General features: G+C 70.7%; 22 protein-coding genes, 1 tRNA gene and 1 pseudogene. 14 read left to right on the top strand and 10 right to left on the bottom strand.

Annotated elements, in window-relative coordinates; translation table 11 throughout:
• Positions 1–28 precede the first annotated feature (28 nt).
• The 4 genes from LPA41_RS01430 to LPA41_RS01415 form a co-directional block, all read right to left on the bottom strand.
• Positions 29–3667: an adenylate/guanylate cyclase domain-containing protein gene (locus tag LPA41_RS01430; RefSeq protein WP_229067730.1), complete on the bottom strand. Its 3639-nt coding sequence runs from the start codon at positions 3665–3667 to the stop codon at positions 29–31.
• Positions 3664–4482: an MBL fold metallo-hydrolase gene (locus LPA41_RS01425; protein ID WP_229067729.1), complete on the bottom strand. Its 819-nt coding sequence runs from the start codon at positions 4480–4482 to the stop codon at positions 3664–3666. The genes LPA41_RS01430 and LPA41_RS01425 overlap by 4 nt, the downstream gene beginning before the upstream one ends.
• Positions 4483–4577: 95 nt before the next feature.
• Positions 4578–5069, bottom strand: a complete 492-nt coding sequence (locus LPA41_RS01420) for a RidA family protein (RefSeq protein ID WP_229067727.1) — start codon at positions 5067–5069, stop codon at positions 4578–4580.
• A complete protein-coding gene (locus LPA41_RS01415) occupies positions 5066–5221 on the bottom strand; it encodes a DUF4177 domain-containing protein (protein WP_093619400.1) in 156 nt (51 codons plus the stop codon). The genes LPA41_RS01420 and LPA41_RS01415 overlap by 4 nt, the downstream gene beginning before the upstream one ends.
• 119 nt (positions 5222–5340) lie before the next feature.
• On the opposite strand from LPA41_RS01415, the gene LPA41_RS01410 reads away from it, so the two are divergent.
• From LPA41_RS01410 to LPA41_RS01400, 3 genes are all read left to right on the top strand, one after another.
• Positions 5341–6153 carry a hypothetical protein gene (locus LPA41_RS01410; RefSeq protein WP_229067725.1) on the top strand — a complete coding sequence of 271 codons (813 nt, stop codon included), beginning with the start codon at positions 5341–5343 and terminating at the stop codon, positions 6151–6153.
• A 23-nt stretch (positions 6154–6176) separates the two neighbouring features.
• On the top strand, positions 6177–7127 hold the full coding sequence (locus tag LPA41_RS01405) for an ArsA-related P-loop ATPase (protein WP_229067724.1): 951 nt from the start codon (positions 6177–6179) through the stop codon (positions 7125–7127).
• A 91-nt stretch (positions 7128–7218) separates the two neighbouring features.
• The gene (locus tag LPA41_RS01400) at positions 7219–8358 is read left to right on the top strand and encodes an ArsA family ATPase (RefSeq protein ID WP_229068085.1); all 1140 of its coding nucleotides are present in this window, start codon (positions 7219–7221) and stop codon (positions 8356–8358) included.
• A 23-nt stretch (positions 8359–8381) separates the two neighbouring features.
• Here the strand turns inward: LPA41_RS01400 and LPA41_RS01395 are convergent, their stop codons facing one another.
• Entirely contained in the window at positions 8382–8681 is a 300-nt protein-coding gene (locus LPA41_RS01395) for a WhiB family transcriptional regulator (protein WP_014447932.1), read from the bottom strand.
• Between the two features lie 310 nt (positions 8682–8991).
• On the opposite strand from LPA41_RS01395, the gene LPA41_RS01390 reads away from it, so the two are divergent.
• Positions 8992–11427, top strand: a complete 2436-nt coding sequence (locus tag LPA41_RS01390) for a transglycosylase domain-containing protein (protein ID WP_229067723.1) — start codon at positions 8992–8994, stop codon at positions 11425–11427.
• Between the two features lie 128 nt (positions 11428–11555).
• Here LPA41_RS01390 and LPA41_RS01385 read toward each other — a convergent pair whose 3' ends face one another.
• The gene (locus LPA41_RS01385) at positions 11556–12008 is read right to left on the bottom strand and encodes a GatB/YqeY domain-containing protein (RefSeq protein ID WP_229067718.1); all 453 of its coding nucleotides are present in this window, start codon (positions 12006–12008) and stop codon (positions 11556–11558) included.
• A gap of 24 nt (positions 12009–12032) precedes the next feature.
• On the opposite strand from LPA41_RS01385, the gene LPA41_RS01380 reads away from it, so the two are divergent.
• Both LPA41_RS01380 and LPA41_RS01375 read left to right on the top strand, forming a co-directional pair.
• Complete coding sequence (locus LPA41_RS01380) at positions 12033–12929, top strand: metallophosphoesterase (RefSeq protein WP_229067713.1); 897 nt, start codon at positions 12033–12035, stop codon at positions 12927–12929.
• 74 nt (positions 12930–13003) lie between these two features.
• A tRNA-Pro gene (locus LPA41_RS01375) sits at positions 13004–13080 on the top strand.
• Between the two features lie 233 nt (positions 13081–13313).
• Here LPA41_RS01375 and LPA41_RS01370 read toward each other — a convergent pair.
• Positions 13314–13589 (bottom strand): hypothetical protein, encoded by a 276-nt coding sequence (locus LPA41_RS01370; RefSeq protein WP_229067712.1) that lies wholly within the window; start codon positions 13587–13589, stop codon positions 13314–13316.
• Between the two features lie 150 nt (positions 13590–13739).
• Between LPA41_RS01370 and pyrE the strand changes: the two genes are divergently transcribed.
• On the top strand, positions 13740–14267 hold the full coding sequence (gene pyrE, locus LPA41_RS01365) for an orotate phosphoribosyltransferase (RefSeq protein ID WP_229067710.1): 528 nt from the start codon (positions 13740–13742) through the stop codon (positions 14265–14267).
• A gap of 156 nt (positions 14268–14423) precedes the next feature.
• Here pyrE and cutA read toward each other — a convergent pair whose 3' ends face one another.
• The 3 genes from cutA to LPA41_RS01350 are packed head-to-tail and all read right to left on the bottom strand — an operon-like array spanning position 14424 to position 17121.
• Positions 14424–14774, bottom strand: coding sequence for a divalent-cation tolerance protein CutA (gene cutA / locus LPA41_RS01360; protein ID WP_229067705.1), 351 nt, complete (start codon positions 14772–14774; stop codon positions 14424–14426).
• Entirely contained in the window at positions 14771–15847 is a 1077-nt protein-coding gene (locus tag LPA41_RS01355) for an aspartate-semialdehyde dehydrogenase (RefSeq protein ID WP_229067704.1), read from the bottom strand. Before LPA41_RS01355 ends, cutA begins: the two co-directional genes overlap by 4 nt.
• Before the next feature lie 8 nt (positions 15848–15855).
• Positions 15856–17121: an aspartate kinase gene (locus LPA41_RS01350; RefSeq protein WP_229067701.1), complete on the bottom strand. Its 1266-nt coding sequence runs from the start codon at positions 17119–17121 to the stop codon at positions 15856–15858.
• Between the two features lie 150 nt (positions 17122–17271).
• Here LPA41_RS01350 and LPA41_RS01345 point away from each other — a divergent pair, with 150 nt between their 5' ends.
• The 7 genes and pseudogenes from LPA41_RS01345 (at position 17272) to LPA41_RS01320 (ending at position 24928) form a co-directional block, all read left to right on the top strand.
• Positions 17272–18045, top strand: a complete 774-nt coding sequence (locus LPA41_RS01345) for a hypothetical protein (protein WP_229067700.1) — start codon at positions 17272–17274, stop codon at positions 18043–18045.
• 189 nt (positions 18046–18234) lie between these two features.
• Complete coding sequence (gene leuA / locus LPA41_RS01340) at positions 18235–19998, top strand: 2-isopropylmalate synthase (protein ID WP_229067698.1); 1764 nt, start codon at positions 18235–18237, stop codon at positions 19996–19998.
• 59 nt (positions 19999–20057) lie between these two features.
• Complete coding sequence (locus LPA41_RS01335) at positions 20058–20702, top strand: HNH endonuclease family protein (protein ID WP_229067695.1); 645 nt, start codon at positions 20058–20060, stop codon at positions 20700–20702.
• The gene (locus tag LPA41_RS01330) at positions 20699–20959 is read left to right on the top strand and encodes a hypothetical protein (protein WP_374238088.1); all 261 of its coding nucleotides are present in this window, start codon (positions 20699–20701) and stop codon (positions 20957–20959) included. Before LPA41_RS01335 ends, LPA41_RS01330 begins: the two co-directional genes overlap by 4 nt.
• Positions 20943–21083 (top strand): annotated as a pseudogene (locus LPA41_RS43180) (hypothetical protein); the annotation flags it as partial. The gene LPA41_RS01330 and the pseudogene LPA41_RS43180, both read left to right, overlap by 17 nt.
• A gap of 3 nt (positions 21084–21086) precedes the next feature.
• On the top strand, positions 21087–22892 hold the full coding sequence (locus LPA41_RS01325; RefSeq protein ID WP_229067693.1) for a family 20 glycosylhydrolase: 1806 nt from the start codon (positions 21087–21089) through the stop codon (positions 22890–22892).
• A 197-nt stretch (positions 22893–23089) separates the two neighbouring features.
• The gene (locus LPA41_RS01320; protein ID WP_229067691.1) at positions 23090–24928 is read left to right on the top strand and encodes a calcium-binding protein; all 1839 of its coding nucleotides are present in this window, start codon (positions 23090–23092) and stop codon (positions 24926–24928) included.
• Positions 24929–25039 lie beyond the last annotated feature (111 nt).

Below are 25039 nucleotides of genomic sequence, written 5' to 3'. Positions count from 1 at the left end.
ATAGAAAATACGCCAGGCCGCCGGAAGATCATCCAGGCACGTCAGACGCGTAGGCGACAGTTTCCGGTTCGAGACCTGCCAGGGCCAGTGTGTCGCGCAGTTCCTCGGCCGCCGAGCGCTCACTCGACTGCTCGGTGGACCAGGCGAGCCGCACCGCCTCGTCGGCCGACGCGCGCGCCTCGTCGAAGCGTTCGGCCGCGGCGAGCACCCGGGCACGCACCATGGCCGCCAGCACTCCGCTGCGCACGTCCTCCGCGGGCACCTCGCGAGCCCGCTCGATCCACGTCAGGGCGGACTCGACCCGGCCTTCGGCAAGGAGCGCCGACGCGTACGCCGCAAGCGCGTGCCGCCGCGAGAAGAGCAGCGACGGCGTCGACGTGTCACTCGCGATCGGCGCCAGCAGCCCGATGGCGGTCCGCGCGTCACCGGCCCGGGTCCGCGCCTCGGCCAGCAGCACCCGGGGGCCGACCTGGGCCGGGGCGAGCGGGTTGTGCGGCTCGACCGCGACCATCACCCGCTGCGCGTCGGCCTCGGCGGTCGCCAGGTCACCCCGCTGCAGCGCGACGAACCCGTGCAGTGTGCCGGCCATCCCGAGCAGCAGCGGGTGCCCGGTGCGGTCCGCGTACGCCAGCGCGTCGCTGAGCAGGTCACTGGCATGGTCGAGCTCGCCGAGCCCGCGGGCGATCGCGCCCCGGACCACCAGTGCCAGCCCGCGGCCCCAGTCGTCGGACACCTCGTTGAACTCCCGGTACGCCCGGCGCGCCTGCCCGTCGGCCGCCCCGAGGTCGCCGAGCTCGGCCGCCGCGTACGCCTCGACGACCCGCAGCGTGCCGACCGCCCAGCCCTCCCCGACCCGGTCACCGAAAGGCAGGAAGATCCGGGCCAGCCGGCGGGCCTCCTGGAGCCGGCCGGCGAGCAGCCGGGCGAACGCCGTGGTGCCGCGCAACCAGGCCCGGCCGACCTGGTCACCCAGTTCGGCGAAGAGTCGCGCCGCCCGGCCGAGCACCGCGTCGGTGCCGGCGAAGTCGCCTCGGGTGGTGGTCACCCAGGCCAGGTTCTGCAACGCCCAGGCCTGCCCGTGCCGGTCGCCGGCGGCGAGCGTGACCTGGTAGGCGGCCGCGAACCGGCTGCTGGCCTGGCTCAGCTTGCCGGCCAGGAAGTCGGCCATGCCGAGCCGGCGCATCGCGTTCGCTCGTTCCGGCAGCAGCTGCGCCTCGGTCGCCACCTCGAGCGCCTCCTGCCACGACGCCACGGCGCTGCCGGTGTCGCCGAGGGCCTCGTGTGCCCGGCCGACCAGGATCAGTCCTTCGGCACGGCAGAGCGGTTCGTCAGCCGCCGCCTCGGTGATCTTCTTGCCGGCGGCCAGGGCGTCGTCGGCCCGGCCCAGGCGCAGCAGCGCGCGGGCGTGCACCAGCTGGTCGGCCAGCGCGAGGCCGTCCTTGACCAGGGCGGACGCGCGTTCCGCGTACTCGATGGCGGCGGCCGGTTCGATGTTCGCCAGCGCGCGGCGGGCCATCCGGCCGAGCGCGGCGACACCCAGCGGGGCCACCTCGCGGGCTGTCGCGTCGGGCCGCAGCCGCACCTGGTCGGCCAGCTCGACCGCGCACTCGGCGTGGGTGGCGATGAACGCGTCCCGCTCGTTGTCGGTCAGGTTCAGCCGGACCGCGCCGTCGTGGCCGGGCTGCCGGACCGTCTCCGGCGCCGCCCAGCTCGCCAGGTAGGCGTGCCGCTCGGCCAGGTCGGCCTTGCCGATCCCGGCGTAGGCGGCCTCACGCATCAGCGGGGTGGTGAACTGGTATCCGCCGCCGCGCGACCGGTGCAGCATCCGGCGTTGCAGCAGCTCGTCGATGGTCCGCTCGAGCTCGACCGAGGCGACCGCACCGGGCCGCGACTCGGCCGCCCGTCGTTCCTGCAGCGCCTCCAGCACCCCGCTGGGCACCGTGGTCCCGGCGACCGACGCGTCCCGCAGCACGGCCCGCGGCTCGGGCGACAACGCGTCGATGCGGGCGGCGAGCACCGCGGCCAGGTCCCGGGAGAGCAGCTGACTGTCCAGCGAACCGGCGGCGAGGTGCCAGCGCCCGACCGCGTTGGCGCCGACGGCCGGGGCGAGCACACCCCGCTCCAGCAGCAGGGTGACCATCTCGGCCAGGTAGAACGGGTTGCCCTGCGCGGTGGCGAGCAGCCGGTCGGTGTCCGCCTGGGGCAGTTTGCCGCCGTTCAGGTACGACGTGAGCAGTCGCGACGCGTCGGCGCCGCGCAGCGGTGGCAGGGTGTGCACCTCGGCGTCGGCGAGCCGGGTCATCACCCCGGCGGTGCGCACCAGCTCCGGGCGGCCCAGCAGCAGCACCACCGTCGGCCCGTCGAGCTGGGACAGCGTGCCGCCGATCGCGTCGACGGTGGTGGCGGTGGCGTCGTGCAGGTCGTCGATGATCACCACGAGCGGCGCCTCCGCGGCGAGCGCGTTGAGCACGTCGGCGACCGCGATCGAGATGGCCTCGGCGTCGACCCGTTTCGCGCTCGGCGGCCAGTCGGCGGGCGCGGTCGGGCCGCCCGGGTTCGCCGGCGCCTCGCCGTATCCCAGCAGGGCCAGCAGCCGGTCGGTGTCGAACTGCGCGCCGAGCCGGCCGGCCAGTTTACGCAGGCGCTCCTCGACGACCTGCCGGCCGACCGTGGCGGTGACGTCCTTGGGCAGACCACCGGCCTTGCGGACCAGGTCGGCCAGGGGCGCGAACCGGCGGCGCTCACCGAACGCCCGGCAGCGCACCCGCAACACTCGGGCGCCGTGCCCGGAATAGGCCCCGGTGCCCCCCTCGTAACCGGCGGCGAGCCGTTTCACCTCACCGGCGAACCGGGACTTGCCGATGCCGGCCTCGGCGGTCATCACCATGATCCGCGGGCTGCCGGAGTCGATCGCCTCGGCGAGCCGGCTGGAAACTCGGCCCAGCTCGATCTCGCGGCCCACGAACGGTGCCTCGTCACCGAGGCCGGACCGGGTGCCCGGCGCGTCGTGCAGACCGAGCAGCTCGTAGGTCGGCACCGGCTCCCGCTTGCCCTTGAGCCGCAGCGGCCGCAGCTGACGCCACGAGGCGACGTGCCGGGTGCCGCCGCTGGTCCGTTCGCCGGCGTAGACCGCGCCGACCGCTGCCGCGTCGGCCAGCCGGGCGGCGGTGTTCACCGTGTCGCCGATGACCGTGTATTCGATGCGGGCCTGCATGCCGGCGACGACCTCGCCGGTGTTGAGGCCGATGCGCAGGCCGAGCGGCGCGCCGCCGCCGCGCTCGTCGTCGAGCACCCGGCGGACCGCGCGCTGCATGCTCAGGGCGGCGCGGACGGCACGCTCAGCGTCGTCCTCGTGGGCGACCGGCGCACCGAAGACCGCCATGATCCCGTCGCCGGTCAGCTTGTCCACGTGCCCGCCGAACGTCTTCACCGCGCCGGCCAGCGCGGCCAGCACCCGGTCGGTCACCGCGCCGACCCGCTCCGGGTCGACATCCTCCGACCAGGAGGTGAAGTCGGAGAGGTCGCCGAAGAGCACGGTGACGATCCGGCGCTCGGCGGCCGGCAACGACGACGCCTCGGGCAGCGCGACATCGGGCAGCGCCGCACCGCAGTGGTGGCAGAAGCGGGCGCCGGGCACCGCGACGGTCCCGCACACGGAGCAGGTCACGGCGGATCCAACCGGTCGGGGCCGGTGCCGGATTCCCGGAGCAGGTGGTCGATCTGCGCGGCCGCCGACCACTCGGCGGCGAACCGGACGTTCGGATCGATGTCCGGATAGACCAGATCGACCACGGCCTCCGGTGTCCGCGCGCCGGCCGCCATCGCGGCCCGGACCTGCGCCAGCCGCTCGCGGCGATGCTCCAGGTAGAAGCGGGCGCGCTCGGCGGTGTCGCCGCGGGCCGGTCCGTGGCCGGGCAGCATCAGCACATCGTGGTACGCGCTGAGCAGCTCCAGACTCGACAGGTAGGAGCTCAGGTCGCCGTCGGGCCGGGCCACCACCGTGGTCCCGCGGCCCAGGATCGTGTCACCGGTGAAGACCACGCGATCATCCCCGCACTCGACGAGAAAGCACACCGAATCCCTCGTGTGCCCCGGAGTGTCCAGGACCTGTATTTCCAATCCGTTCCCACCGAGATGCTCGCGTGGGTCGAGCGGCTCGCCGTGCCGGCAGTGCGCCGGGTCGGCGGCGAGCACGGCGGTGCCGCCGAGCAGGTCGGAGAGCCGGTCGGCACCCTCGACGTGGTCGTGATGACCGTGCGTGATGAGAATGAACTGGAAGGGGCCGTGCTCGGCGATCCGCCGCAGGTGCCCCTCGTCCAGCGGACCCGGGTCGATCACCGTGGCGTACTCGGCGCCGGGCGCACGCAGGATCCAGGTGTTGGTGCCGTCCAGTGTCATCGGCCCCGGGTTGGGCGCTCGCAACAGCGTCACCCAACCCGGTAACCGGTCGACCTCCGCCGACTCGGGCTCAGCACCCCCCATGCCCCGAATCGTACGTCGGAGTGCGGGCGGAGGCCGAGACACGATGTCCGTTCCGATCACCTTGGGTGACCAAAAGGGGCCGAATCCCCCCAAGATCACGCCACTTCGGCGATGACCTCGACCTCTACGGGGGCGTTGAGCGGCAGTTCAGCCACCCCGACAGCACTGCGGGCGTGCCGGCCCTGTTCGCCGAAGACGTCGCCGAAGAGGTTGGAGGCCCCGTTGATCACGGCGGGCTGCCCGGTGAAACCCGGTGCGGACGCCACGAACCCGGTCAGCTTCACGATCTTCACGACCCGGCCGAGTCCGACGAGCGACTCGATCGCGGCGAGGGCGTTGAGCCCGCAGATGCGGGCCAGCTCGGTGCCCTGCTCCGGGCTGACCTCGGCGCCGACCTTGCCGGCGTGGGGCAGCTTTCCCTCGACCAGCGGCAGCTGGCCGGAGACGTAGACGTAGTTGCCGGACTGCACGGCCGGGACGTAGGACGCCAGCGGCGGCACCACGGTCGGCAGGGTCAGCCCGAGTTCGGCGAGCTTCGCGTACGCGTCGACGGCGCCCTCGCCGGCGACCGGAGCCGGGCTCGTCACGACTTCGGCCGCTTCAGGTAGGCGACCAACTGCTCAGGATTGGGACCGGGCACCACCTGGACCAGCTCCCAGCCGTCCTCGCCCCAGTTGTCGAGGATCTGCTTGGTCGCGTGTACCAGCAGGGGCACGGTCACGTACTCCCACTTCTGCATGACTTGGCCTCTCCCTATCAGACGGATATCGGCACAGCTTAGGGCCCGGAGATCAGCCCGGGTGGCTACCCTGGACTGCGCATCACACGCAGAGCGAAGGTGCCACCACGGAAGGTGACATGACCGGGAACGACAGCGAATCGGCCGAGCCGCCGGCAGCGTTGCCGCCGGCCGGCAGCCCGCCGCCGGCGGTGGGCGCCCACCGGGCCGAACCGGACGCCGCGGGGGCGCCCGAGCCGGCCTCGGGGGTGTCCGAGCCGACCGCCGAGCACCCGCTCCAACTGGCGCCCGACGCCACCCAGGTGATCTCGGATACGCCGTTGCGGCAGCCGGACCCGGACGAGCCCTGGCACGCCCGGCACGAGAAACCCGGCGAGTGGCACCACCCGCCGCCCGAGCACCTCGGCTTCCAGCACTCCGCGCCGGCGCCGCCGGAACCGATCTGGGCCGGTCCACCGGCCGGGCACTCCCGTCTGCTGCCCGGCGACCCGCGGCGGCGCTCGACTGTCTTCCTCTGCCTGGCGTTCGCAGCCACCCTGGTGCTCTGCGGCGGCGGGGCGGTCTCGGCCTACCTGCTGTTCCGGGACGCCGACAACCCCGGCTCCCCCGACCCGGCCACCGCGGTCAACCGGTTCCTGACCGCCGTCTACACGCAGCAGGACCCCGGCGCGGCGGAGAGCCTGGTGTGCCGCAAGGCGCGCGACGACCAGAAACTCGCCCGGCGGGTCGACCAGATCAGCGCGTACGCGGACGGCTACGACGGCGCGGTCTTCCGGTGGGACGACCCTGCCGTGTCCAGCACCAGCGAGGAGGAGGCCACGGTCGCGGTCCGCGTCGTGCTGTCGACCCGCGACGAGAGGTCGGCCGCCCAGGATCTGGAGTTCACCGTCGTCCGCAAGGCCGGCTGGCTGGTCTGCGAGGTCTCCGGTTGAGCCGGAGCCCGTACCTTTGACTCATGGGCGAAGCACGTAACTGGCCGGAGCGACTGCACGTGGTTACCGGCAAGGGCGGCACCGGCAAGACCAGCGTGGCCGCCGCCCTGGCGCTCGGGCTGGCCGCCGGTGGCCGGCGCACCCTGCTGGTCGAGGTGGAGGGCCGCCAGGGCATCGCGCAGCTGTTCGGCCTCGACCCGCTGCCCTACGCGGAGAAGCGGATCGCCGGCACCACCGGCGGCGGCGAGGTCCGCGCCCTGGCCGTGGACCCCGAGGAGGCCCTCCTCGAATACCTGGACATGTTCTACAAGCTCGGCGCCGCCGGCCGGGCGCTGCGCAAGGTCGGCGCCATCGACTTCGCCACCACGATCGCCCCCGGCCTGCGTGACGTGCTGCTCACCGGCAAGGTCAAGGAGGCCACCACCAGGGCGCAGGACGGCCGCCGGGTCTACGACGCGGTGGTGCTCGACGCACCGCCGACCGGCCGGATCGGTCGCTTCCTCAACGTCACGGCGGAGACCGCACGGCTCGCCAAGATGGGTCCGATCAAGACGCAGAGCGAGGGCGTCTCCTCCCTGCTGCGCTCGCCGATGACCGCGGTGCACGTGGTGACGCTGCTGGAGGAGATGCCGGTCCAGGAGAGTCTGGACGCGATCGCCGAGCTCACCGACCTGCACATCCCGGTCGGCCGGATCATCGTGAACGGCGCCCGGCCGGCGCTGCTCACCGGCGGCAAGGTGACCAAGGCGGAGGTCAAGCGGGGCCTGACCGCGGCCGGGCTGCCCGCCGCCACGGCGACCGTGAGTCAACTCACCGCCGAGGCGCAGGCCCATCTGACCCGGCGGGAGCTGGAGGAGTCGCTGCGGCTGGAGCTGGCCGAGCTGGGCCGCCCGATGATCGAGCTGCCACAGCTGCCCGGCGGCGTCGACCTGGACGGTCTCGACGATCTCGCCGCGCGGCTTCTCCACGCTTGATCAGCCACCCGGCCGCCTCACCCACCGCCACTGGACGAGCCAAGACCAGGGCCCTCGGATCAAGACGCACTACGCTGGAACGGTGGCTGACTTGACCGCTGCACCGCTCGACGTCGACGGACTCCTCGCCGATCCGGCCATCCGCATCGTGGTGTGCTGCGGCGCCGGCGGGGTCGGCAAGACCACCACGGCCGCCGCGCTCGGCCTGCGCGCCGCCGAGGTGCACGGGCGCCGGACGGTGGTGCTCACCATCGACCCGGCACGCCGGCTGGCCCAGTCGATGGGCCTCACCGAGCTGGACAACACGCCACGCCAGGTGAAGGGCATCGACCCGGCGGGCGGCGGTGAGCTGCACGCCATGATGCTGGACATGAAGCGCACCTTCGACGAGGTGGTGGAGCAGCACACCCGGCCGGAGCGCGCCGCGGAGATTTTCGCGAACCCCTTCTACCAAGCTATGAGCTCGACCTTCGCCGGCACCCAGGAGTACATGGCGATGGAGAAGCTGGGCCAGCTGCGGGCCGCCGACGAGTGGGACCTGATCGTGGTCGACACTCCGCCGTCCCGGTCCGCCCTCGACTTCCTGGACGCGCCGGCCCGGCTGTCCCGGTTCCTCGACGGGCGGATGCTGCGGATGCTGCTGGCTCCGGCCCGGACCGGCGGCCGGAGCATGTTCAGCCTGGTCACCGCGTCGTTCGGGATGTTCTCCCGGGTGGTGCAGAAAATCCTCGGCGCCCAGTTGCTGACCGACCTGTCCGGCTTCGTCGCGGCGCTCGACTCGATGTTCGGCGGCTTCCGGCAGCGCGCCGACCAGACCTACCGGATCCTGCAGGACCCGCAGACCGCGTTCCTGCTGGTCGCGGCGCCGGAGCGGGACGCGGTGCGCGAGGCGGCGTACTTCGCGGAGCGCCTGGTGGCGGAGCGGATGCCACTGAGCGGGCTGGTCCTCAACCGGATGCACCAGACCGAACCGGCCGGCCTGACCGCCGAGCAGAGCGAGGCCGCGGCCGCGGAGCTGGAGGCGGCCGGCGATTCGGCGGTCACGGTCGACGTGCTGCGCATCCACGCGAGTCTGCTGCGTCAGTCGGAACGGGAGTCGCGGGTCGCCAGGACGTTCACCGACGCGTTCCCGGACGTGCCGACGACCGCCGTCGCGGCGCAGCCCGCCGACGTCCACGACGTCGACGGGCTGCGAACGATCGGAGCGCTGCTCGCGTCACCGGCTGCTTGATCACGCGAGACGCACTCGTGTGATCAGCTGGAGACGAGCACCTTGTCCGCGCCCTTCTCCCGCAGCGCGGCCTCGAACGTCTTCCGCCAGCTCGCCACATGCGGGTGGCGGCGCAGAAGCGCTCGCCGCTCGCGTTCCGTCATGCCTCCCCAGACGCCGAACTCAATGCGATTGTCCAGGGCGTCGGCGAGGCATTCGTAGCGGACCGGGCAGCTGCGGCAGATCCTCTTCGCCACGTTCTGCTCGGCGCCCTGCACGAACAGCGCGTCAGGGTCGCCACTCTGACATGCCGCCATGCTGGGCCAGTCGCTGATCATCCCCATCGGTAAACGTCCCCCCTTGTTTCCCCCCGACGTCTGCCGCCCATGTCCCCCATGCAGAGCAGACGCCCTATGCGATGTCTCGCCGGACCATCATGCTCTGTAGTTGGGTGATTACGCAACGTTGTCCCTCAAATACGTATAGCCCGGTAGTTCCGGGCATAGCGGCCAGGTCAGGGTGGCCGATCGGGGGCATCTTTGGTGCAGAAGCCGAAAAACGCTCCGCCGAGTGGGGTGACAGGTCACACTCAAATCGGGCGAGGACGACCTTCTCGACGGGCGGTCGCGTGCACTGTTCGCGTACCCTGCTCGGGTGACCTCCTGGCTTCGCAGACGCGATCACAACATCTTCACGAACGCGACCTCGCTGTTGATATGCGGCCTGCTGGCCGGCGTGGTCGTGGCCGCCGCCGCCTTCCCCGCCGCGGCGATGTCCGGTTTGGCGGCAAAGGCCGGTGGGCAGACGTTCGCGAGCCTGCCCAGCGAGCTCAAGGACTTCAGTTCTCCGCAGATCACCCGGATCTACGCGTCCGACGGGCGCACCCAGATCTCGCAGTTCTACGACGAGTTCCGCAGCGACGTCCCGCTGAAGGACATCTCCAAGAACATGCAGAACGCGATCCTCGCCGCCGAGGACCGTAAGTTCTACGAGCACAACGGCGTCGACCTCAAGGGTGTCGCCCGGGCGTTCGTGGGCAACAGTCAAGGCGGGACCCAGCAGGGCGCCTCGACCCTCACCATGCAGTACGTGCGGATGTCGCTGGCCTACTCGGCCACCAACCCGCAGGACGTGATCAACGCGACGAAGGACAGCCCGAAGCGCAAGGTCACTGAGATGAAGTACGCGCTTCAGGTCGAGAAGCAGCTCAGCAAGGACCAGATCCTCGAGCGCTACCTGAACATCGCGCCCTTCGGCAACCAGGCCTACGGTGTCTTCGCCGCGAGCCAGGTCTACTTCAACAAGAAGCCGAAGGACCTGACCGTCGGCCAGGCCGCGATGCTCGCCGGCATGGTGAAGGCGCCGAGCAGCTTCAACCCGACCATCGCGACGGGTCACCAGCAGATCAGCGACCGCCGCGACAACTACATCATCCCGGCCATGGTCTCGCTGGGCGCGATCACGCAGCAGCAGGCCGACGAGGCGAAGAAGGAGAAGATCCCCACCAAGGTCAAGTCGGTCGGCACCGGCTGCGCCTGGGTCGCCAAGAACAACTGGGGCTTCTTCTGCGACTACTTCTACCGCTGGTGGCTGGGCCAGGAGGCCTTCGGCGCCAACGAGTACGACCGGGAGCGTCGCCTCAAGAGCGGTGGCTACCGGGTCGTCACCACCCTGGACCTCAAGGGCCAGGCGGCGGCGCGCAAGGAGATCGCCGAGCGGCAGTCGGACAACAACAAGAACGCGCTGCTGCTGGCCGGCGTGCAGCCGGGCAACGGCAAGGTCCGCCTCCTCGCCACGAACCGGAAGTACAAGCTCGACGACCCGGAGAACCCGAAGAACAAGATCTCTTCGGACCCGAAGAAGGCGGCCAAGGGCATCCGGGGCACGTACCCGAACACCACCAACCCGCTGCTGACCGGTGGCGGCGACATCACCGGCTACCAGGCCGGCTCGGTGTTCAAGATCTTCCCGATCATCGCGGCGCTGGAGGCGGGCTACCCACTCGCCTTCCCGATCAAGGCGGAGAAGCAGTACAAGTCCGGCTACATCGTGCAGCGCGGCTCCCCAGCCGCCTGTAAGGGGACGCACTTCTACTGCCCGAAGAACTCGGGTGGTGGCGGCGCCGGTGTCTACACCATGTGGTCCGCGTTCGCGAAGTCGATCAACACGTACTTCATCCCGCTCCAGGAGCGCGTCGGCACCGGCAAGGTGGTGGCGGTCGCCAAGCGCTTCGGTGTGCAGTTCCGCGAGCCGGCCGACCTGGAGAAGACCACCAAGGAGGGCGGCGTCGACCAGTGGGGTGCGTTCTCGCTGGGTGTGACCGCGTCCACGCCGATGGACATCGCGAACGCGTACGCCACGCTGGCCGGTGACGGCAAGTACTGCGAGCCCACCCCGGTCGAGCAGATCACCACCAAGGACGGCGAGAAGATCGACGTCGGCAAGCCGCACTGCATCCAGGCCACCCCGAAGGACGTGGCCCGGGCCGCGCTGGACGCGGCTCGCTGCCCGGTCGGCGACTCGGCCCAGCTCGGTGCCTGCAACGGCGCGACCGCCGGCCCCACCCGGAGCATCGTCGGCCACCCGGTGTTCGGCAAGTCCGGCACCACCGACGCCGACAAGACCGCGTCGCTGGTCGTCGGCACCGCGTCGATCGTCGTCGCCGGCTACATGGTCAACCCGGACTACCCGGACCACAAGGACCACATGTCGCACCCGATCATCAACCCGGCCGTGCAGCACACGGTCGCGGCATACATGAAGGGCAAGCCTAAGGTCCAGTTCAAGAAGCCGGGCAGCGACAAGATCGCCACCGGTGACCAGCGCTCGATCCCGAACGTGAAGTGCGACTCGGTCTCTTCCGCACGGAACCAGATCGAGGAGGCCGGCTTCGAGGCCTCGGTCGGCGCCACCGTCGAGTCGGACTGCCCGGCCGGCACCGCGGCGGGCACCAGCCCGTCCGGCCGGACGATCAAGAACGGCGCCGTGGTCATCGAGGTGAGCAAGGGGAAGGCCGACAAGCCCGCCCCCGGCCAGTCCGCGCCGCCGGGCCCCGGCAACGAGAACGAGAACGAGAACGAGAACGACTGACGCACCACACGAAGAGCGGGCGGGAGATCTTGGGTCTCCCGCCCGCTCTCGTTTGTCCGTTCCGGCCCAGCCGCAGCCGGGGCCGGTGCCGGCTCAGCCGGGGCCGCACGAACGCGGCCGGAGCCGTTCTAGCCCAGCTGGCGCCGGACCTCGGCAGCCACCCGGCCGCCCTCCGCGCGGCCCGCGACGGCCGCCTGAGCGGCCTTCATGGCCGGGCCCATCTGCGCCTTGCCGGTGAAGCCGCCGGCCGCGAGCGCCTGCGACACCAACTCGGTGATCTCCGCGTCGGTCAGCTGCTTCGGCAGGTAACGGTCCAAGACCTCGCCCTCGGCCGTCTCCTTGGCCGCCTGCTCGGTGCGCCCCGCGCCGGAGAAGGCGGTCGCCGCCTCGCGGCGCTTCTTCGCCTCCTTGGTCAGCACCGCCAGCACCTCGTCGTCGGTGAGCGCGCGGGCCGCGTCACCGGCCACCTCGGCGTTGCGCACGGCGGACAGCGCCATCCGCAGCGTGGAGGTGGTCAGTTCGTCCCGGGCCTTCATGGCGGTGTGCAGGTCATCGTTCAGGCGGTCTTTCAGCGTTCCCATGGCGGAGAAACTACCCTTGCCGTCATGCGTAAGCGCTCCTTTATCTCCGCCGCCGCCGCGCTGACCGCCCTGGGTGGCGCGACGTTCGCCTATGCCTCCCTCATCGAGCGCAACCTGTTCACGCTCCGCCGCTTCGACATCCCGGTGCTCGAGCCGGATGCGGAACCGCTGCGCATCCTGCACCTGTCCGACCTGCACATGATGCTCGAGCAGCGGCGCAAGCAGGACTGGGTGGCCGCGCTGATCGGCACCGACCCGGACCTGGTCGTGGTGACCGGCGACAACCTCTCCTCGCCGTACGCGGTGCCGGGCGTGCTGCGGGCCCTGGATCCGCTGCTCAGCCTGCCCGGCGCGTTCGTCTTCGGCTCCAACGACTACAAGGGGCCGGTCTTCAAGAACCCGCTGAAGTACGTGCTGCCCGGCGACCGGGAGTACGTGCAGGGCAACGACCTGCCCACCGAGGACCTGCGGGCCGCCCTGGTGGACGCCGGCTGGGCCGACCTGAACAACGCGCGTACCACGCTGAAGGCGGGCGGCCGCTCGATCGAACTGGTCGGTGTCGACGATCCGCACATCGACCAGGACGACTACGACTCGGTGGCCGGGCCGGTCAGCAGCGGCGCCGACCTGCACATCGGTGTCACGCACACCCCCGCCACCCGGGTCCTGGACGCGATGTCCGCCGACGGTTTCGGCCTGCTGCTGGCCGGACACACGCACGGCGGCCAGGTCTGCGTGCCGTTCTACGGCGCACTCACCACCAACTGCGACCTGCCGCTGTCCATGGCGAAGGGCCTGCACCGCTGGCCGGGCTCCGACTCGTGGCTGCACGTCTCCGCCGGATTGGGCACCCACCCCACCGCCCCGATCCGTTTCGCCTGCCGCCCGGAGGCCTCGCTACTCACGCTGATTCCTCGCTGACCTGCACTTTTACCGGTTTGGGGTCCCCCGTTTTCGCGACGGCCGCAACGTCGGCTAGTATTTCTCTCGCAGCTCGGGGTGTGGCGCAGCTTGGTAGCGCGCTTCGTTCGGGACGAAGAGGCCGTGGGTTCAAATCCCGCCACCCCGACCACGTGGTTGCTGGTAAGGCCCGGTTCGCCGACAAGGCAGACCGGGCCTTCCGCCATTTCCGGGCCTTCTGGCGTACGGGTGACCGATCGCTCCCGGACACGCCACCGCCCGCACCGCGCGTCCCCTCCCGGACACGCCACCGCCCGCACCGCGCGTCCCGTCCCGGACACGCAACCGCCCGCACCCGGGCGGCGGGGTGCGGGCGGAGCAGGGCCGAAAAGCCGCTCAGATCTCTCAGACGGCGAGTTGCGGCCGGGGCGGCATGGTTCGGGGGGCCATCTGCGCGGGGACCGTGTAGGGGCCGATCATCTGCTCCACGGCGGGCGCGACGGACGGCCGGTCGCCGAGCTGCATGAGGCGGGTGGCTCGGGCGAGGGAGCCGGTCTCGCCGTCGCGGAAGCCCTCCCGGTAGCCACGCTCGTAGCGTTCGCCTCGGCCGAGGGCCCGGCCGAGCGCGAAGCACGAGGAGCCGGCGAGGGCGAGCAGGAAGAGCATCGCGAAGGGTGTCACAGAACTATCCTTCCGGGCGCAAGCCACTAATTAGGCGAAAAGTACCCCAAAAGGACATACTTTGCGGTATTGCATGGAGCAAGTACCTCTACGGGTGACGGGAAGGGGTGACGTACGGCCCTCGGGGACGGCCTGACAAGCTGAGTCCTTGTGACTGACTCCGACCTCGCCCGCCAGGTTCGCACTGTGAGCCGGCTGACCGGCGAATTCACTCTGCGCTCCGGCCGTACCGCGACCGAATACTTCGACAAGTACCAGTTCGAGGCCGACCCGGTTCTCCTCGACAAGCTGGCCGAACAGCTGGCCGTGCTGATCCCCGAGGGCACCGAGGTGCTCGCCGGCCTCGAGATGGGCGGCATCGCGGTCGTCACCGCCCTGGCCCGGCACGCCGGTCTGCCCACCGCGTTCGTGCGCAAGCAGGCGAAGAAGTACGGCACCGCTCGCCTCGCCGAAGGCGCCGAAGTGGCCGGCCGGCGCGTCCTGATCGTCGAGGACGTGGTCACCTCCGGCGGCCAGGTGGTGCTCTCCACGAACGACCTGCGCCGCCTCGGCGCCCACGTCGACCACGCCGTCTGCGTGATCGACCGGCAGGAGGGCGGCGCACAGGCCCTCGCCGCCGAGGGCATCACCCTGCGCGCCCTGCTGACCCGCGCCGACCTGGACGCGGCCGCCGAGTAGAGCACCGACCGCCGGCGGCCGTGCGACGGCCGCCGGCCAGGCCGAGAGCCGCGGGCCGCCGGCCAGTCCGCGAGCCGTCGGCCAGTCCGCGAGCCGTCGGCCAGGCCTGAGGGCCGCCGGCCAGTCCGCGAGCCGCTCGGCCACGCCGAGAGCCGCTCAGCCGGCCGCGATCGTCTCCTGGCGCACCCACTCCAGGTAGGCCGGGTTCGCGGCCAGGATCGGCAGCGCCAGGACACAGGGGACGTCGTAGGGATGCTCGGCGTCCGCCCGCTCGACGATCCGGCCGACGAGGTCGAGCCGGGTGTGCAGGGCGACCCGCGCCTCGGGCTCGTCCTGGACCGCGCCGTCCCAGTGGTAGATCGACCGGATCGCCGCGATCTGCTGCCCGCAGGCGGCGAGGCGGTCGTCGACCAGGCGCCGGGTGAAGCCGGCGAGCCACTCGGGGTCGGCGGCCGTGATGACGACCTCGCAGATGTCGGTAGCGGCGCCACCGGTACCGGCGGTCATCGGTCGCCCCTCTCCGCCTTCTTGCTGATCTCCGCGGCCAGCAGTTCGGCGATCTGAACCGTGTTGAGGGCGGCACCTTTGCGCATGTTGTCCCCGGTGACGAAGAACGACAGGGCGCGCGGGTCGTCCATCGCCCGGCGGATCCGGCCCACCCACGACGGGTCGGTGCCGACCGCGTCGATGGGCATCGGGAACTCGCCGGACTCCGGGTCGTCGACCACGATCACGCCGGGCGCGTTGCGGAGCACCTGGCGGGCGCCGTCGGCGGTCACCTCGGCGGCGAAGACGGCGTGCACGGCGATCGAGTGACCGGTGACGACGGGGACGCGGACGCAGGTGGCGGAGACCTTGAGGGCGGGCAGCCCGAGGATCTTCCGGGACTCGTTGCGGAGCTTGAGTTCCTCGGAGGACCAGCCGAGCGGGGCCAGGTCACCCGACCAGGGGACCACGTTGAGCGCGATCGGCGCCGGGAACGGTCCGAGATCATCACCGACAGCCTGGCGTACGTTGCCCGGGCGGGAACCGAGCAACCGGTCACCGGCCACCTTGGTGAGCTGGTCGTGCAGCGTGTCGACGCCGACCTGGCCGGCACCGGACGCGGACTGGTAGGACGCGAGCACCAGCTCCCGGAGCCCGTACTCGTGGTGCAGCGGCGCCACCGCCATGATCATCGCGGCGGTGGTGCAGTTGGCGCTGGACACGATGCCGCGCGGCCGGTAGCCCAGGACCTCCCGGTTGGCCTCCGGGACGATCAGCGGCACGTCCGGTTCCATCCGGAAGGCGGCCGAGTTGTCGACCACGATGACGCCGCGGGCGGCCGCGATCGGCGCCCACTGAGCCGAGACGTCGTCGGGCACGTCGAACATCGCCACGTCGACGCCGTCGAAGGCTTCCGGGGTCAACTCCCGGACGGTCAGCTCCGCACCGCGGCAGGTGAGCACCTTGCCGGCCGATCGGGTGGAAGCGATGAGCCGGATCTCGCCCCAGACGTTGCGCCGGGACGAGAGCAGCTCGAGCATGACGGAACCGACGGAGCCCGTGGCTCCGACGACGGCGAGCGCGGGCTGCGCCATCGTCCGGGTTACCGGCCGGTGCCCGCGTAGACGACTGCCTCCTCGTTGCCCCCGAGGTCGAATTGATCGTGAACGGCACGGACGGCGGTGTCCAGATCGGTGTCCCGGCAGACGACCGACACCCGGATCTCCGACGTGGAGATCATCTCGATGTTGACGCCGGCCGCGCCGATGCAGGCGAAGAAGGCCGCCGCGACGCCCGGGTGCGAGCGCATGCCCGCGCCGATCAGCGAGACCTTGCCCACGTGGTCGTCGAAGAGCAGGCTCTTGAACTTGATCTGGTCCTTGATCTTGTCGAGCGCCGACATCGCGCTCGGCCCGTCCGCCTTGGGCAGGGTGAACGAGATGTCGGTGCGCCCGGTGCCCTCGGTGGAGACGTTCTGCACGATCATGTCGATGTTGATCTCGGCCTGGGCGACGGTCTCGAAGATGCGGCCGGCCGAACCCGGCTCGTCCGGGACACCCACGATCGTGATCTTGGCTTCGCTGCGGTCGTGAGCGACCCCGGTGATCAGTGCTTGCTCCACAGCAGGGTCCTCCATCGATCCGGTGACGAGCGTGCCTTCTTTGTGCGAGTACGAAGAGCGTACGTGGATCGGCACCTTGAAGCGGCGCGCGTACTCCACGCATCGCAACATCAGCACCTTTGCACCGCCGGCCGCCAGCTCCAGCATCTCCTCGTAGGTGATCTGCTTGATGTGCTTGGCGTTCGGCACGATCCGCGGGTCGGCGGTGAAGACGCCGTCCACGTCGGTGTAGATCTCGCAGACATCCGCGTGCAGGGCCGCGGCCAGCGCCACGGCGGTGGTGTCCGAGCCGCCCCGGCCCAGCGTGGTGATGTCCTTCGTGTCCTGCGAGACACCCTGGAAGCCGGCGACGATCGCGATCGCGCCCTCGTCCAGCGCGGTGCGCAGCCGGCCGGGCGTGACGTCGATGATCCGGGCCTTGCCGTGCACCGAGGTGGTGAGCACGCCGGCCTGCGAACCGGTGTAGGAGCGGGCTTCGTACCCCAGGTTGTGGATCGCCATGGCCAGCAGGGCCATCGAGATCCGCTCGCCGGAGGTGAGCAGCATGTCCAGCTCGCGGCCCGGCGGCAGAGGGCTGACCTGATTGGCCAGGTCCATCAGCTCGTCGGTGGTGTCGCCCATCGCCGAGACGACGACCACGACGTCGTCACCGGCCTTGCGGGCGGCCACGATGCGCTCGGCCACGCGCTTGATGCGCTCGGCGGTCGCCACCGATGAACCACCGTACTTCTGCACCACTAGAGCCACGGCAAAACCATTCCTTCCAGGGCAGTCCTGACCACCCTAGCGGCGCTGGCGGCGCCGCTCGACAGGCGATCCCAGATTCCGGCCACCCGGGCCGCGACACGCCGGGGCCCGCTGGAGCCGGGTGTGGCGGGGCCCGGCCAGAATGACCCGGTGCGCCGTTTCGCGTTTGTCATCACGCTGCTGGCGCTGGGCCTGACCGCGGCCTGCTCCGGTGACACGCAGGAGGCGGCGCCCAGCTCGCCGGCTGCCTCCGCCGTGTCCGTGCCGTCGGCGGACGGCTCCGACGCCCTGGCCGGGCTGGCCGCGCTCGCCCTGGACCGGCGCTACGCCGCCCTCTACACCTGGGAGGTCGGCGACGGCCAGCCGCGCAACGTGATCGCGACGGTGGCGGCCGACGGCACCTGGCGGGTCGACATCCCGCGCGGGGCGCAGGCCGGCACCGCCGACGTGTCGGTCGTGCGTACCGCCGCCGGCCTGCACCAGTGCTCCCTCGGCCTGGCGCCCTCCTGCGTCCTGGTCGCCGAGCGTGGTGACAAGGTGCCCGGCAAGTACGACCCGCGGGTGCAGCGGCTGTTCCGGCAGTGGCTGCCGGCGTTCACCGACCGGCACGAGGCCCTCGCGGTCTCCGCGGTGCAGCCGCTGGACGGCGCGCAGGGCAGCTGTTACTCGGTCGACTCGGTCGCGGCCGGCCTGGACGCGCCGGTCGACGTGGGCATCTACTGCTACGCGCCGGACGGGCTGCTCACTGCGGCCCGGGTGAACTTCGGGGTGTTGAAGCTGGTCAAGCACATCGACGCGCCGCCGACGGTGCAGCTGCCGGGGCCGGTGGTGTCCGGCCTGCCGCTCGGCATGGACGCACCGCCGCCGGTCACCCAGGCGCCGCCCCCGCTCCCCCAGCTCCAGCCGTCCGCCGGGCCGAGTTGATCGATCACACTTCCCACGATCCGGTCGTTCCATTAGCCACGTCGAAACTGATCACGTAACGTCGGTGACGACATGTGGCAGGCGAACCTTCTCCTTCTCTGCCGCGACGAGGCCCCATCCCAGGCCGGCACCTCGTCGCGGAGGTGACTCGCGCCGCCTGCTCGTCTTCTTCCTGACTGGAGCAGTCACATGTCCGAAACCACCACGCCGGGCGCGTCCGTCGAGACCGCCACGCCGAACATCGCCACGCAGCGCCCGAGCGCCATGCCGTTCCAGCGCTACGAGCCGTACCAGAAGCAGTTCCCGATCCCGCTGACCGACCGTCAGTGGCCCTCGCGCGTGGTCGGCAGTGCCCCCCGCTGGTGTGCGGTCGATCTGCGCGACGGCAATCAGGCCCTGATCGACCCGATGTCCCCGGAACGCAAGCGGCGGATGTTCATGCTGCTGGTGAAGATGGGTTACAAGGAGATCGAGGTCGGGTTCCCGGCTGCCAGCCAGACCGATTACGACTTCGTCCGCCAGCTGATCGAGCAGGACCTGATCCCGGACGACGTGACCATCCAGGTGCTGGTGCAGTGCCGGGAGCACCTGATCGACCGGACCTTCGAGTCGATCCGGGGTGCCAAGCGCGCCATCGTGCACTTCTACAACTCGACGTCGACGCTGCAGCGGCGCGTGGTGTTCGGGCTGGACAAAGATGGCATCACCGACATCGCGACGACCGGCGCCCGGCTCTGCCAGAAGTACGCCGAGATCCACACGCCGGACACCGAGATCTTCTACGAGTACTCGCCGGAGTCGTACACCGGCACCGAGCTCGACTACGCGCTGGAGATCTGCTCGGCCGTGATCGACGTGATCGACCCCACGCCGGACCGGCCGCTGATCATCAACCTGCCGGCCACCGTCGAGATGGCCACCCCGAACGTCTACGCCGACTCGATCGAGTGGATGCACCGCAATCTGCCGCGGCGCGACAGCGTGGTGCTGAGCCTGCACCCGCACAACGACCGGGGCACCGCGGTGGCCGCCGCCGAGCTGGGTCTGCTGGCCGGCGCCGACCGGATCGAGGGCTGCCTGTTCGGCAACGGTGAGCGCACCGGCAACGTCGACCTGGTCACGCTGGGCCTCAACCTGTTCTCGCAGGGCATCGACCCGCAGGTGGACTTCTCCGACATCGACGAGATCAAGCGGACCGTCGAGTACTGCAACCAGCTGCCGGTGCACGAACGCCACCCGTACGCGGGTGACCTGGTCTACACCGCGTTCTCCGGTTCGCACCAGGACGCGATCAAGAAGGGCTTCACCGCGCTGCAGGCCGACGCGGACTCCGCCGGCACGCCGATCGACGACTTCACCTGGGGCGTGCCGTACCTGCCGATCGACCCGAAGGACGTGGGGCGGACCTACGAGGCCGTCATCCGGGTCAACTCGCAGTCCGGCAAGGGCGGGGTGGCGTACATCATGAAGGAGGAGCACAAGCTCGACCTGCCGCGCCGGCTGCAGATCGAGTTCTCCGGTGTGGTGCAGCACCACACCGATTCGGCGGGTGGCGAGGTCGGACCGCAGCAGATGTGGGACATCTTCGCCGGCGAATACCTGGTGGAGCACCAGGCGACCCCGGCGTTCACCGTGGAGAACTACAGCACCGCCACTGTGGACGGCAAGGTCGAGATCGACGTCGAGGTGTTCCACCGCGGGGTGCGCCGGCCGCTGGCCGGTGTCGGCAACGGCCCGATCGCCGCCTTCGTGCAGGCCGTCGAGCCGCTCGGGATCAGCGCCCGGGTGCTGGACTACCAGGAGCACGCCCTGACCTCGGGTGGCGACGCGCAGGCCGCCGCCTACGTCGAGGTACAGGTGGGCGACGCCAGCTTCTGGGGCGTCGGCATCGACTCCAACATCGTCAGCGCCTCCATCAAAGCGGTGACCAGCGCGGTAAACCGCGCGCGTTGAGTTTCACCCCCGCGTGCCGCCACCGGGCGGCACGCGGGGATCGCACTTAGGCTGGCGCCGTGCCAGGAAAAACCCCCCGCTTGGTCCCGTTCCTTCTCGCCGTCTCTCTCGCGCTGACCGGTTGTGAGGTCGTCGACGACCCCGGTTCGTCCACCGGGCAGACGCCCCCCGTCGAGTCCGCCGACGCCCGCGCCCAGCTGGACGCGCTGACCGTGGCCAAGGCCGGCAGCATGCGCGGTTACTCCCGGGAGAAGTTCCCGCACTGGCGGGACACCGGGGACAACTGCGACGTCCGCGACTCGGTGCTGGAGCGTGACGGCGACAAGGTGAAGCGGTCCGGCTGCAACGTGGTCGCCGGCAGCTGGCGCAGCATCTACGACGACCAGGTGCTGAACTCACCGACCAAGGTGGACATCGACCACATGGTGCCGCTGGCGAACGCGTGGCGGTCCGGCGCCGCGAAGTGGGACAACGACAAGCGCAGCGACTTCGCCAACGACCTGGACCGCCCGCAGCTGATCGCGGTCTCGGCGAGCTCCAACCGGTCGAAGGGCGATCAGGACCCGTCGACCTGGAAACCGACCGCCCGGGACAGCTGGTGCACCTACGCTGTGGACTGGGTAACCGTGAAGAGCTACTGGGAGCTGACCGTCACGGACGCCGAGAAGACGGCGCTCAACGACATGCTGGAGACCTGCGGATGACCGATTCCGAGCAGACCAAGTCCACCGACATAGTGCCCGGCCCGGGCGGCGTGATGACCGACGAGGTCGGCGTGGTCACGGGTGAGCTGACGCTGCGCAGCACCTTCGCCGACGGCAAGGTCGCGCTGAGCGTTCAGTACAAGGACGCGGAGGAGTGGTACGGGGTCACCGGCGCCAGTGCCAACCTCGCCGATCCGTCCGATTTGGACGCTGTGCACGCGATTGCCGTCGGGCTGCTGAATCGGCCAGAGGGTTAACCAGAAGTTAGGGATCTGTTCGGGACGGCGGAACGGTGCCGTTCCGTCGTATTGTCACCGCGGCAACAACCGCATCCTCGGCTACGCCGGCAACGACCGGATCCACGGCGGCGACGGCAACGACTTCGTGAACTACTCGTACCGGAACACGGACTCCGTCGCCGCCAGCCTCAACGGGGTCAAGGGCGACGACGACCATTCCACCGAGGGTGACACCCTGCCCACCGACGCCGAGATCCTCGCCGGAACCGGGGCTCGCGGTGACAAGCTGCGCGGCAGCGCGGGCAACGACACCCTCTACGGCTGCGGTCACGGGGACTGGATCTACGGCGAGGGCGGCAACGACGTCATCGACGGTGAAGGACCTCATCAACGACTGACATTGATCCACCTCGGTACGGTCGGGCGGGTGCGTGTCACCCGCCCGGCCGTCGCCGTGTTTCTGGCCCTTCCTCTCGCCGTCGCCACGGCCGACGCCGGTCCGGCCCCGGAGCCGCTGGAGATCTCCCTGATCAGCGTGCTCCCCGCGCCCGCGTCGGCGACGCCCGGCGCCGAGTCGTTCCGCCTGACCGCGTCCACGGTGATCACCGGTGCGGGTGCCGAGGCCGAGCGGCTCGCCGGGGCTCTGCGGCCGGCCACCGGCTTCCCGCTGCCGCTCGCGCGCGGCCCGGCGGCGAACGCCGTCAATCTGATCCTCGAGGGCGAGGGTACGGGCGAGAGCTACACCCTGGACGTCCGCGGCGACCGGGTCGATCTGCGCGCCGGCACCACCGCCGGCCTGTTCAACGGCGTGCAGACGCTCCGCCAGCTCCTCCCGCCGGAGATCGAGTCGCGGACCGTCCAGGACCGGGAGTGGATCATCCCGGGTGGGCGGATCGAGGACCGGCCCCGTTTCGCCTACCGGGGCGCGATGCTCGACCTGGCCAGGCACTTCCACACGCCGGACGAGGTGAAGCGCTACATCGACCAGATCAGCCGCTTCAAGATCAATTATTTGCACCTGCATCTCACCGACGACCAGGGCTGGCGCATCCAGATCGACAGCTGGCCCCGGCTCACCGCGGTCGGCGGCGCGACCGGCACCGGCGTCCGCGGGATCGGCGGCGGCCACCTCACCAAGGACGACTACCGGGACCTGGTCGGCTACGCCGCCGAACGGCACGTCACGATCGTCCCGGAGATCGACATGCCGGGTCACGTCAACGCGGCCCAGGTCGCCTACCCCGAGTTGACCTGCGACGGTGTCGCGCCGAAGCCGCGCATCGACATCCGGGTCGGCTACAGCTCGCTCTGCGCCGGCAAGGAGGTCACCTACCGGTTCGCGGAGGACGTGATCCGCGAGCTGGCCGCGATGACACCCGGCCCCTATCTGCACCTCGGCGGTGACGAGGCGCATTCCACGCCGCACGCCGACTACCTGGCGTTCGTGCGGCGGGTGATCCCGATGGCGGCGAAGTACGGGAAGACCGCGATCGGCTGGCAGGAGATCGCGGCGGCCCGGCCGGACGCGGTCGTCCAGTACTGGAACCACGAGAAGGAACTCGGCGAGCACACCGGGCGGGTGGTCATGTCGCCGGCGGACCGGGCCTACCTGGACATGCAGTACGACCTGCTCACGCCGGGCGGGCTGCACTGGGCGGGCACCACCGAGGTGCGGGACGCGTACTCCTGGGACCCGGGGGCGCTGCTCCCACCCGTACCCGAAGAGATGGTCCTGGGGGTTGAGGCGCCGCTCTGGTCGGAGACCTTGCGGGATCTGGGCGACATCGAGTTCCTGGCATTCCCGCGGCTGGTGGCGCTCGCCGAGCTGGGCTGGTCGCCGCGATCGCGTCAGGACTGGGGGTGGTTCCGGGAGCGGCTCGGCGCCTACGGCCCGCGCTGGGCCCGGCAGGGGGTGCGGTTCTACAGCTCGCCGCAGGTCCCGTGGAGATGAGAACCCAACGATCACCGCTGTCGTTCATCCTCGACGGCGGTGAAGGCATCGATCTCCGCCGAGGAGATCACCGGTATGGGGAGTACGACTGCGAGCTCGTTCAGAGGGCGTGATGACCGACGAGGTCAGCGTCGCCTTCACCCGCTGTCCATCTTGGAGCGCGATCATGCCTCGGATACTTCACGGGGGAGGATTCCATGTCACGAGCCCAATGGCTCACACGTGCCGGCGTCACGCTTCTCACCACGGTCGCGGTCGGTGTGGTCGCCACGCCGGCCTTCGCGGCGGGCACCGGTGTCGCGTCGGTCTCCGGTTCCAAGGTCGTTCTCAAGGCGGGCGCGGGTCGCCTCAACAACGTCGTCGTGACGCGCTCCGGCCGCATGGTGACGATCGACGACCGCGTCACGATCAAGGCCGGCAAGGGCTGCAAGCCGGTCAAGAAGGACAAGACCAAGGTCCGGTGCACCACCGCCAAGAACCCGGCACAGGTGCACGTCACGCTCGGCGACCGCAACGACGTCCTGGTCAACAAGACCGCCATCCCGAGCGTGGTCTACGGCGGCGCCGGCAACGACAAGATCACCGGCGGCAGCGGTGTGGACCGCATCAACGCCGACAGCGGCAACGACACTGTCTCCGGGCGGGCCGGCAACGACACCCTGCGCGGTGGCCCGGGCGACGACAACGCCTACGGCGGTGCAGGTGACGACGCCCTCGCTGGGGAAAGCGGCAACGACCGGCTCACCGGTGACGCCGGCAACGACCGGATCGCGGGCAGCGTCGGCAACGACCGGCTCGCCGGCGGCGACGGTGCCGACACGATCGCCGGCGAGGCCGGCGACGACTCCGTCTGGGCGGGGCCGGGCAACGACACGGTGACCGGCGCGAGCGGCAAGAACCTCCTGTACGGCGGCACCGGCAACGACAGGCTCACCGGCGGGCCGGCCAAGGACACGATCCGCGGCGAGGACGGCAACGACACGCTCGCCGGTGGCGGCTACGGCTCGTACCTGCACGGCGGCCGCGGCAACGACGTGCTCCGAGGCGGGATCAGCATCGTGTCGCTCGCCGGCGGCACCGGCAACGACCGCCTCTACGGTGGCCCGGGAGTCGAGGTGTTCGTCGAGGAGACGTCCTTCGACCCGCGGGTTCCGGATGCCGACCTCTACGTCGGCGGCGGCTCCCCGACCAATGACGGCGTACTCGTCGAACAGTTCGACGCCGTCGTCTACGGCGGGACGCAGGCGATCACCGCCGACGCGGACGGCGTGTCCGGTGACGACGGCCGGTCCGGTGAGCGCGACACCATCTCGGCCGACATCGGCCGGATCTCCGGCGGGGCCGGCAACGACCGCCTGACCGGCCGGAAGGCTGACGACGAACTGTTCGGCATGGGCGGGAAGGACGTGATCGACGGCGGTCTCGGCGACGACATCCTCAGCGGCGGTCTCGGCGACGACCACATCTCCGGAAACAGTGGTCTCGACTTCCTCTACGGCGGCTACGGCTCGGACCGCCTCGACGGTGGTGACGAATCCGACGTGCTGTACGGCACCGAGAACGACCGCGACTCCACGTACCGGAACGACCGGTCGGCGGAGTTCGCGGACGTCCTCATCGGTGGCGACGGCCCCGACGAGGTCGACTACCGGTACGTCGACGGCCCGGTCACCGTCGACCTGGACGGCTCAGCCGGCGACGACGGCCGGGCGGGCGAGGGAGACACGGTCGGCGCCGACGTGGAGAAGATCGTCGGCTCCGGCGGCGCGGACACCCTCACCGGCAACGACGAGGACAACTGGATCCGGGGCGACGGCGGGAACGACGTGATCCGCGGCCTCGGCGGCCGCGACGACCTCGCCGGTGACGGCGGCCGGGACGAACTGTACGGCGGGGACGGCGACGACACCCTGCACGGCCGCAACGGCGAGCTCCCGGAGATCATCGACGGTGGCGCGAACGACCCGGACTCGGGCGACAGCTGCGAGGCGAACCGGGATGTCGACGACATCCGGGACTGCGAGTACATCTACTGATTGATCACGGCGGCTACGGTCGGGCCGGTGCGTCTCACCCGTCTGACCGCGGCCGTCGTGTTGGCACTGCCGCTGATCGCCGGGCTCGCCACGACTCGGCGCCTACGGTCC

Source organism: Actinoplanes sp. DH11, assembly GCF_020873875.1.
GTDB lineage: Bacteria > Actinomycetota > Actinomycetes > Mycobacteriales > Micromonosporaceae > Actinoplanes.
The sequence above is the reverse complement of the archived record's forward strand: the minus strand, read 5'-3'. Positions and strand labels throughout refer to the sequence as shown.

Excerpts from the sequence above, each read along its gene's own strand:
- LPA41_RS01425 (WP_229067729.1), bottom strand. The coding sequence starts at position 4,482 with ATGGGGGGTGCTGAGCCCGAGTCGGCGGAGGTCGACCGGTTACCGGGT.
- LPA41_RS01320 (WP_229067691.1), top strand. The coding sequence starts at position 23,090 with ATGTCACGAGCCCAATGGCTCACACGTGCCGGCGTCACGCTTCTCACC.
- LPA41_RS01355 (WP_229067704.1), bottom strand. The coding sequence starts at position 15,847 with ATGGCGCAGCCCGCGCTCGCCGTCGTCGGAGCCACGGGCTCCGTCGGT.
- LPA41_RS01415 (WP_093619400.1), bottom strand. The coding sequence starts at position 5,221 with ATGCAGAAGTGGGAGTACGTGACCGTGCCCCTGCTGGTACACGCGACC.
- LPA41_RS01380 (WP_229067713.1), top strand. The coding sequence starts at position 12,033 with ATGCGTAAGCGCTCCTTTATCTCCGCCGCCGCCGCGCTGACCGCCCTG.
- leuA (WP_229067698.1), top strand. The coding sequence starts at position 18,235 with ATGTCCGAAACCACCACGCCGGGCGCGTCCGTCGAGACCGCCACGCCG.
- LPA41_RS01385 (WP_229067718.1), bottom strand. The coding sequence starts at position 12,008 with ATGGGAACGCTGAAAGACCGCCTGAACGATGACCTGCACACCGCCATG.
- LPA41_RS01395 (WP_014447932.1), bottom strand. The coding sequence starts at position 8,681 with ATGGGGATGATCAGCGACTGGCCCAGCATGGCGGCATGTCAGAGTGGC.
- LPA41_RS01405 (WP_229067724.1), top strand. The coding sequence starts at position 6,177 with ATGGGCGAAGCACGTAACTGGCCGGAGCGACTGCACGTGGTTACCGGC.
- cutA (WP_229067705.1), bottom strand. The coding sequence starts at position 14,774 with ATGACCGCCGGTACCGGTGGCGCCGCTACCGACATCTGCGAGGTCGTC.
- LPA41_RS01410 (WP_229067725.1), top strand. The coding sequence starts at position 5,341 with ATGACCGGGAACGACAGCGAATCGGCCGAGCCGCCGGCAGCGTTGCCG.
- LPA41_RS01330 (WP_374238088.1), top strand. The coding sequence starts at position 20,699 with ATGACCGATTCCGAGCAGACCAAGTCCACCGACATAGTGCCCGGCCCG.